Origin of the sequence: Erwinia sp. V90_4, from assembly GCF_029967685.1 — a bacterium.
In the GTDB taxonomy this organism is placed as follows: Bacteria; Pseudomonadota; Gammaproteobacteria; order Enterobacterales; family Enterobacteriaceae; genus Erwinia; species Erwinia aphidicola.
Genome location: NZ_JASCAQ010000056.1, coordinates 67,913 through 75,784, shown reverse-complemented (window position 1 = coordinate 75,784; position 7,872 = coordinate 67,913). Strand labels below are relative to the sequence as shown.

Here is a 7,872-nt window from a genome sequence, read left to right as displayed (position 1 = left end):
GGATTATGGGATTATGGGATTATGGGATTATGGGATTATGGGATTATGGGATTATGGGATTATTTTCTCAGATCCCTGCTACGGTTTCCAACTCATAATTACGGTGTCAAATCAGATCAATTCCTGAACGACGAAGTAAAAGCGCATATCCCCAAAATATCACCACGGTCATCATGCATGAAGCCAGTAGCGCAATCCAAAAAAACCATCGTTGAAACATAAGCGGAAAGCAGAGAAACATCGGGAGGGTAGGGACCACATACCAAAATGTGTACCATGCATGACTGGCAATTTTTTCCTGTGTTTGCCCCTCCAGCTTCATCCATACGAGCACCAGAACGGTCACCAGCGGTAGGGCAGCCAGCAGCGCGCCAAATCGATCGCTTCGCTTTGCCACCTCTGAAACAAGCACAACAACTCCGGCAGTTACCATATACTTCACAATCAACCAGACCATTGGACACCTCTTCTCAAGATGACTCGCATTTAATCGGGTTTCATCAGGCCACAAATCCGTTATAGCCCGCCTATGTTACCGCTAACATAGGCAGTAAATCCCCGCATCTGATACAACTATATAAATTAGCGCTAAGAAACCTGAAGTATAAAGGCTGAGCATGTCGCCTTTGAAATTACAATTACCAATAATTCTGTGATTCTGTGATTCTGTGATTCTGTGATTCTGTGATTCTGTGATTCTGTGATTCTTGCAGGGTATCTTATTGTTCCTGAATAGGGATTACTATATCCTGTAATCATATAATCCCGTGATTTAAAAATCCCAGAATCCTGGGATTACGTAATCCTGTGATTCACCAGAGATAAACTTTAGGGGGCGTCTGATGACAACCAAAATTATCTCCTTCCTGAACGGGAAGGGCGGGGTAGGGAAAACGACGACCTCCATCAATATCGCAACATGCCTGGCTCGCAAGGGCTTCAAGGTTGTGATGGTGGATACGGATCCTCAGGGTAGCATCAGCAATTGGTATGACGAAACCAAGTGCAAATTTGATTTGGCTGAAGCGGCATCGGAAAAAGAAGTTTATACCGTGCGTAAACAGCTAAAGAACTATGACTACGTAGTCATTGATGGCGCTGCGGCCATAACGGCGATATCTTCAGCAGCCGTTATGGTCAGCGATTTGGTGCTTATTCCGGTGACGCCTTCACCTCTCGATTTTGCTGCCTGTGGCGCGATTCTGGCGGTGGTCGAGGCGCGCGAAAACCTGCAGCCGGTGATTGCGCGATTCCTGATTACCAAAAAAGTTGCCTCTACGCGCATGCTTGAGGTCCTTAAAGAGTCAATCGAGGATACCGGTGTTCCGGCGCTTAAAACTGCGACGACTCAGCGACAGGTGTACATACGCACAATGCTGGATGGTGGAACCGTATTTGACACGACAGACGGCAGTGCAAAAGGGGAGATCGATGTGATGACAAACGAAATTCTGGAGCTGCTTGCATGAAAATGAAACTGGGACAACATCGGCAGTTAGCACCGGCGCTGGATGCAGTGAGTAAGCCACCTGCCGGGACTGTAAAAAAATTGCAGACTAATATCGACGAAGATCTGCACCGCAGGTTTAAGACGGCCTGTTTTATGCAGGGTCGTGAGATGAAGGATGTGCTGACAGAACTGATTGAGCACTGGCTTCCAGAGAATGAATCCCGCTAACAAGGATCCTCTTAGACTGGTCTCGCGGCATCTCTTTTTTTGAGGGATGTCCTTGCTTTAAGGATCGGTTTTTAGAGGATCTACTCAAAAAAAAGATCCTATAACGTTTGTTCTTTTCTTTATAGTTTAGATCTTTATAGTTTAAGGGGGTGTTTTTTTGATATAAATCATATGTTTGCAGATGTTTATGTGGATGTTTTTCCTGTCTGAAGTGGAGTGATTTTCTGTTATATGTGGAGTTTTTTCCTGCTATACGTAGAGTTTTTTCCTGTTGATAACTTTCTGATCTGGCGAAATATTTTATGTGGAGTTATTTTCTGTGGATAACTTCTTCTCACCGTTGCCTCCTGATATTCATGCACGTTCCTGCCTTTCCTGATGAAAATCGAAGTTGTCACATCTTAAGAAATAGTCACGTTACATTGTCACATAAGTCAGTCTGAGTTAATCATTATCATAAAATTAAGTCGTTATAACAATAAGTTACTACATTTCTGTATTCCTTATGTGGAGTGATTTCAGGTTGTACCTGTTTGACTAAGACATACGTGGAATATTTTTATGTATGAGTCGCGTAACAGGAAAGGCTAAAGGTGGAAAAATTTTCTGTACTAAATTTTGATTGTGACCATGTCACTTTTCTGTTCCATATGTGGATGGATTTTATGTTTGGCATGCTGCCCAGTTCTCGAGTCGTACTCAAAGGTGGATAAATTTTCTGTTTGCCTGCGCAAAAGCGCCTGGCGGCACCCCTGTTGAATAATTTTTCGCTAAAATGTGGAAAGATTTTCTAAGGAAATTTATTTTATCTTTCTGATAAACAAGGAAATAGTGATGTTAGTGAAATTACTTATAGCCCTCTTCCCATGGACAGAGGGAGCCTCAGAGATAAGCCTGGCCAAAGGTGGAGTAATTTTCTGCAGTGTGTCCGAATGTATGTGGAATGATTTTCTGATGGCCTGTTTCAGGCTGCCGGGCATATGTGGAAGAATTTCCGGTTAAGTTGCGCTGAGTTCTGGTATGGATATGTGGAGTGTTTTCCTGTTGCCATCTCGCACTTTCAAGATCGAACCACGACTAAATTGGATCCTGTGCTGCCTGAATGTGGAGGAATTTTATGCTAACACAAACTGCGATACTTCTTAACTCATTGATTTTAAATAACTAATAATGATGTTATTTTACTTTACCTGAATATTTTTTGTGTGGAATACTCTGCTGAACATTCCACACAGGGATCCTGCTAAATGGAGCTAAACAAACTGACGGTCGTACAAGGTAACGATCTCCTTGAAGGGGCCTACAGTGTCACGCTGGATGAGATGCGGTTGCTGAACCTGGCACTTGCTCAAATCGACAGCAGGAAACCCCAGCCTGACGCGCTGTATCGCTTATTTCCCCATGATTATCAGCGTATTTATGGGTTAAATCCAACCAGTAGCCATCGGCAGCTGCGTGAAGCTGCCGAAAGCTTGATGAAAAAACCCGTTACCATCTATCAGCCCGATCGCAAAACCGGCAAAATGCGTACCGTCCAGCTTTCCTGGTTTTCCCGTCTTGAATACGTCAGCAGTGATGAGCAGAGTGCGGTGGTACTGCGCTTTGGTCAGGATGTTGCCCCCTATCTTTATGAACTAAAAGAGTCGTTTACCAAGCTTAATTTTATCAATATTGCCAAGCTTGATACGGCTTTTTCTGTGCGGCTTTACGGTTGGTTAATCAAAGCCAAAAACCTTTACGGACGTAAGAGCAGTAAGGCGATTGAAGTGACGCTAGCTCTGGACTGGATGCGTGAAAAAGCCGGGCTGCAGGGCAAATATGAAGATTATCGTGACTTCCGCCAGAAACTGCTGGAGCCCACGCTGGCGCGCATTAATGCTAATACGGATATCTCCGTTATTTGGGAACCTATTAAAAAAGGGCGCACCGTAGTGTCGATTAAGTTCTCATACGTGGACGAATCTTCTCATGAAGCCAGTAAGCCGCTGCGCCCTAAATTTCCCCGCAGGCCGCGGGCGACGGTGGGTTCAGACCTGGAAGGAGAGTGGGCACGCCGCTGTATACATATCATGGAGCAGTATCGGGAACGCCTGGCTACTTACGATCGGAACGAGAAAGTCCCGTTGACGGACGTCAGAAAACTGGCAGCCTGGTATAAGACAATCGGTGATAAAAGCAGCCATAAGCGTGTAATGACGGAAGTCAGCGAGCGCGCAAAAAAATAGTTGACTAATCATATTGATAAGCCGCTTATTAACATTTTTTAGTACGGGCTTACCTGAGTTACACACCAGATTATCCCCCGTTTCTGTGGATAAATATGGCAAGCTTGCTACATAGCGATTATCGCAGTCTCAACAGCATCTGAGTCCGTTACGGGATTGCATAAAATTCTTCCACATTAGGTTGCGAGTCGGCTCACAGGTGGAAGAATTTTATGTAAGAATTACCGCCTTACCAGCCCGAATCGATGGTTGCGGTATCCTGCAGAAATCACGGCGATGGTTCTTTATAGAAGTACGTCACCGTTAGCGAAGCGATGACTTTACTGTGGTCATAGTTATTAATGACTTCTGATACCGGCAGGCGCTGTGCTTTATGCCCAAGGCCGTAGGTATCAAAGTTCTTCGCCACCGCGTTAGCATCCAGCGGCGTACCGCCAGAGATCGTCACGCCGGGACAGAGTTTAAAGGTGTATTCGGTGTTATCGGCGTTGCGCGTCCAGCTTTCGGCAATTCATGGCTCCACCCTTAAGGTCGCGGGATTCTGCCACGTTAATGTGTCGGTAATCTGATTGAGGGTGCCGCCGTTGGGATAAGAACCCCCAGCGGGAGGGTAGCGGTTGGTATGCGTCTGCTGTTCCAGATAGATCAGCGTGCCGCTCTGAATCGGCTGTTCCCCGGCAGCGTTAGCCATTCCACCAATTAATGCCATTGCCCCGGCAATCCCCGTCAGGTGCCAAGTTACGTGCAGGATGAATGCCTTTATTGTCAGTTGAGTCGTCGCTGACGATAAATATGAAGCCTGACAAGGGGTAGGGTGAATCAGGAAATTCATCTAGCCATTTTCGTTTATTGCATAACGATTAAGTAATTTTTTTAACGTGCGTTAAGTCAGCCGAAATCTCTTCTCCCTGCTGATTCAGCACGCGCAATGCCGCCAGCGGCAGCCCGGTGGCACTTTCCAGCAGCTGCGAATGGGCTTCACCTGGGGAAAATAACTCACTCTCACCAAATTGACGCAGGGCGACAATGAGCGGAAAAAGCGCATAACCGCGCTCGGTCAGCACATATTCCTGCCAGGCGGAGCCGTCGGAGGCGGGCTGGATCGTTAACAGTCCGCCGTCAACCAGGCGGCGTAAGCGGTCAGACAAAATATTGCGCGCCATACCCAGTCCGCGCTGAAACTCGCTAAAGCGACGGTTGCCGTCAAACGCATCGCGCAGGATCAGCAGCAGCCAGCGATCGCCGATCAGATCGACGCTGCGCGCCACCGGGCACGGGGCCTGGCTTAAAGAGAGACGGTCCGCCATGTTTTCTTCCTTCGCTGAATTTGGTTGCATTTTAAAACCACTTCCGTCAGGCTGCAAATGGTTTTAATTCGAAACCAAATGGAGCGCAGTATGGTCAGTACGCCAGAGAACCCCCCTTTGTTGCCTGAATTGTCGTCGTGGCAACTGGCCCTGTTTGCCTGCAGCAGCGGCTTAAGTGTGGCCAACGTCTACTATGCCCAGCCGCTGCTGGATGCGCTGGCGCTAACGTTCGCTATAACGCCAGCCAGTGCTGGCAGCATGATTTTTGCCACGCAGGTGGGCTGTATCGCCGCGTTGCTGGTGCTGGTTCCTTTAGGCGATGCAGCCGATCGCCGTAACCTGATGCGCTGGCAGCTTTTGGGACTGATCGCGGCACTGTTATTAACGGCTGTCGCCAGTTCACCGCTGATGCTGCTTCTGGCGATGATGCTGACGGGCCTGCTGGGTACCGCAATGACGCAGGGGATGATTGCTTATGCCGCTTCAGCGGCCAGCGAGAGCAACCGTGGGCGGGTCGTCGGGATAGTCTCTGGTGGCGTGGTGGTAGGGTTATTGCTGGCCCGCACGTTTGCCGGGCTGGTCGCCGATGTGAGCAGCTGGCGTGGCGTATACCTCGTTTCGGCGCTGATGATGACGCTGCTGGCGGCGTTCATCTGGCGTAACCTGCCACAATTACCGCGCAGTGATTCAGGCAACGGCTGGCAGATGATGCAATCGCTGTGGCAAACGCTGTTGCGCAACTCCGTACTGCAGCTGCGCGGCATGCTGGCGCTGTTGATGTTCGCCAGCTTCAATATTTTCTGGAATGCACTGGTGCTGATGTTACGCGATCCTCCGTGGCAGCTGAGTCATGGTCAGATAGGAGCGCTGGGACTGGCTGGCGTCATCGGTGTGCTGACTGCCAGCCGCGCCGGACGCTGGGCCGATCGCGGGCTGGCTCAGCGAACCAGCGGTGTTGCCCTGAGCCTGCTGCTGCTCAGCTGGTTGCCGCTGTGGTTAGGTGCGGGTTCTTTATGGTGGTTAATCAGCGGGATTCTCCTGCTTGATGCCGCCGGACAGGCGCTGCACGTCACCAGCCAGCAGCTGATTTTCGCCAGCCAGCCTGATGCCGGTGGGCGCCTGATTGCTGGTTATATGCTGTTTTATTCGGTAGGCAGCGGACTGGGTGCGCTGCTTTCCACTCAGGCCTATGTTCTCGGTGGGTGGTCGGCGGTGTGCCTGTGTGGCGCGGCGGTTAGCCTACTGGCGCTGGTTATCTGGAGCTATTACGTGATGAAAAGGGGCCAGCAATGAATGATCTGGAACTGCTGGCTGCAGCGGATGTGCGCGCCATGAATTATACGGCTTCTCTCCCGACGCGGCGGGTATTCCCCGACAGTGGTGCACTGGCCGGGTTGACGCGTTTTGATGAACCGCTGCCGCCGCAGGGGCTGCCGCCAGAGCAGACGCTGGCGCTGCTGGACGATGTTGGCTCCCCTGCCACGACTGCGTCTAACGGGCCCGATTACTTTGGTTTTGTCATCGGAGCTTCTCTGCCAGTGGCGACGGCAGCTGAGCGCCTGATGATTGCCTGGGATCAGTGTGCATCCAGCTGGGATAATTCGCCGGTGTCGGCCACTCTGGAGCTCCTTGCCGGAAAATGGCTGCTGGAGATACTCGATCTGCCCAGAGAAAGCGCGGTGGGATTCGGTACCAGCGCGACAGCGTGCACGCTCAGCTGCCTGGCGACAGCGCGGCGCGAACTGCTACAGCGTCACGGCTGGGACTTTGATCGGGATGGATTAGCTGGCGCACCAGAAATACGCGTCGTAATCTCTGAACTGACGCATATCACGGTAAAAAAAGCGTTGCGCATACTCGGGTTCGGCCTGCGCCATTTGATCGTCGCGCCGGTGAATGGCCGAGGGCAGATTGACCTATTACACCTGCCGGAGCTGGATGATCGCACCATTATCTGTCTGCAGGCTGGCGAGGTGAATAGTGGGGAATTTGATGACTTCGCTGCGCTGATGCCGCTGGCCAGAGCGGCAGGGGCCTGGGTACATATTGATGGCGCATTTGGTCTCTGGGCGCGCGCGTCAGAATTTAAAGCCTTCACGCAGGGAATTGAACAGGCAGATAGCTGGACCACGGATGGTCATAAGTGGCTCAATACCCCTTATGACTGCGCTATGGCGATATGCCGTCATTCCGCCGCGCTTTCGTGCGCAATGAATGCCGATGCGGTCTATTCTGCCGCCTCCCAGGATGCGCAAAAAAATCTGACGCTGGAGTTTTCCCGCCGTCCACGCGGTATTCCTGTGTGGGCTTCGTTGCGCACATTAGGGCGTGATGGCGTCGCGGCGATGATAGAGCGGCATTGTTTGCTGGCGCAGCAGATAGGCGAGGGGTTAAGTGAGGCCGGGTTTGAAGTCATTAACCGGGTCGTCATCAATCAGGTTCTGTTTCGGGCATCCAGCGAGGCGCTTACGCTGAGAGTACGCGAAGCATTACAGGCGTCGGGTGAGGCGTGGTTTGCCGGGACATTCTGGCAGGGTAAAGCGGCGCTGAGAGTCAGCGTGAGTTCATGGCGCACGGAGGAAATCCATGTACAGAAATTTATCGTACTGATGGCAAGAATTTATCGGGAAATATTAGCAGAAGGGTAATTGCATCCGGCCGC

The 7,872-nt window shown here is 50.6% G+C and carries 7 protein-coding genes and 1 pseudogene; 5 read left to right on the top strand and 3 right to left on the bottom strand.

Going from position 1 to position 7,872, the window contains the following annotated elements; genetic code table 11:
• Positions 1 to 106: 106 nt before the first annotated feature.
• Complete coding sequence (locus QLG07_RS16535; RefSeq protein ID WP_282469716.1) at positions 107 to 457, bottom strand: DUF3147 family protein; 351 nt, start codon at positions 455 to 457, stop codon at positions 107 to 109.
• Between the two features lie 385 nt (positions 458 to 842).
• Here QLG07_RS16535 and parA point away from each other — a divergent pair, with 385 nt between their 5' ends.
• The 3 genes from parA to QLG07_RS16520 all read left to right on the top strand — a co-directional run bounded on the left by parA (position 843) and on the right by QLG07_RS16520 (position 3,903).
• Complete coding sequence (parA, locus tag QLG07_RS16530; RefSeq protein ID WP_282469715.1) at positions 843 to 1,469, top strand: ParA family partition ATPase; 627 nt, start codon at positions 843 to 845, stop codon at positions 1,467 to 1,469.
• Complete coding sequence (locus QLG07_RS16525; protein WP_048918722.1) at positions 1,466 to 1,678, top strand: plasmid partition protein ParG; 213 nt, start codon at positions 1,466 to 1,468, stop codon at positions 1,676 to 1,678. The genes parA and QLG07_RS16525 overlap by 4 nt, the downstream gene beginning before the upstream one ends.
• A 1,247-nt stretch (positions 1,679 to 2,925) precedes the next feature.
• Positions 2,926 to 3,903, top strand: coding sequence for a replication initiation protein (locus QLG07_RS16520; RefSeq protein ID WP_048914834.1), 978 nt, complete (start codon positions 2,926 to 2,928; stop codon positions 3,901 to 3,903).
• A gap of 271 nt (positions 3,904 to 4,174) precedes the next feature.
• Here QLG07_RS16520 and QLG07_RS16515 read toward each other — a convergent pair.
• Both QLG07_RS16515 and QLG07_RS16510 read right to left on the bottom strand, forming a co-directional pair.
• A pseudogene (locus tag QLG07_RS16515) lies at positions 4,175 to 4,612 on the bottom strand (ABC transporter substrate-binding protein); the annotation flags it as partial.
• A 151-nt stretch (positions 4,613 to 4,763) separates the two neighbouring features.
• Positions 4,764 to 5,210, bottom strand: coding sequence for a helix-turn-helix domain-containing protein (locus QLG07_RS16510; protein WP_282469714.1), 447 nt, complete (start codon positions 5,208 to 5,210; stop codon positions 4,764 to 4,766).
• Between the two features lie 90 nt (positions 5,211 to 5,300).
• On the opposite strand from QLG07_RS16510, the gene QLG07_RS16505 reads away from it, so the two are divergent.
• Both QLG07_RS16505 and QLG07_RS16500 read left to right on the top strand, forming a co-directional pair.
• Complete coding sequence (locus tag QLG07_RS16505) at positions 5,301 to 6,503, top strand: MFS transporter (protein WP_282469713.1); 1,203 nt, start codon at positions 5,301 to 5,303, stop codon at positions 6,501 to 6,503.
• Positions 6,500 to 7,858, top strand: coding sequence for a pyridoxal-dependent decarboxylase (locus tag QLG07_RS16500; RefSeq protein ID WP_282469712.1), 1,359 nt, complete (start codon positions 6,500 to 6,502; stop codon positions 7,856 to 7,858). Before QLG07_RS16505 ends, QLG07_RS16500 begins: the two co-directional genes overlap by 4 nt.
• The last annotated feature ends 14 nt before the right edge of the window (positions 7,859 to 7,872 follow it).

Excerpts from the sequence above, each read along its gene's own strand:
- QLG07_RS16505 (WP_282469713.1), top strand. The coding sequence starts at position 5,301 with ATGGTCAGTACGCCAGAGAACCCCCCTTTGTTGCCTGAATTGTCGTCG.
- parA (WP_282469715.1), top strand. The coding sequence starts at position 843 with ATGACAACCAAAATTATCTCCTTCCTGAACGGGAAGGGCGGGGTAGGG.
- QLG07_RS16510 (WP_282469714.1), bottom strand. The coding sequence starts at position 5,210 with ATGGCGGACCGTCTCTCTTTAAGCCAGGCCCCGTGCCCGGTGGCGCGC.
- QLG07_RS16500 (WP_282469712.1), top strand. The coding sequence starts at position 6,500 with ATGAATGATCTGGAACTGCTGGCTGCAGCGGATGTGCGCGCCATGAAT.
- QLG07_RS16535 (WP_282469716.1), bottom strand. The coding sequence starts at position 457 with ATGGTCTGGTTGATTGTGAAGTATATGGTAACTGCCGGAGTTGTTGTG.
- QLG07_RS16520 (WP_048914834.1), top strand. The coding sequence starts at position 2,926 with ATGGAGCTAAACAAACTGACGGTCGTACAAGGTAACGATCTCCTTGAA.
- QLG07_RS16525 (WP_048918722.1), top strand. The coding sequence starts at position 1,466 with ATGAAAATGAAACTGGGACAACATCGGCAGTTAGCACCGGCGCTGGAT.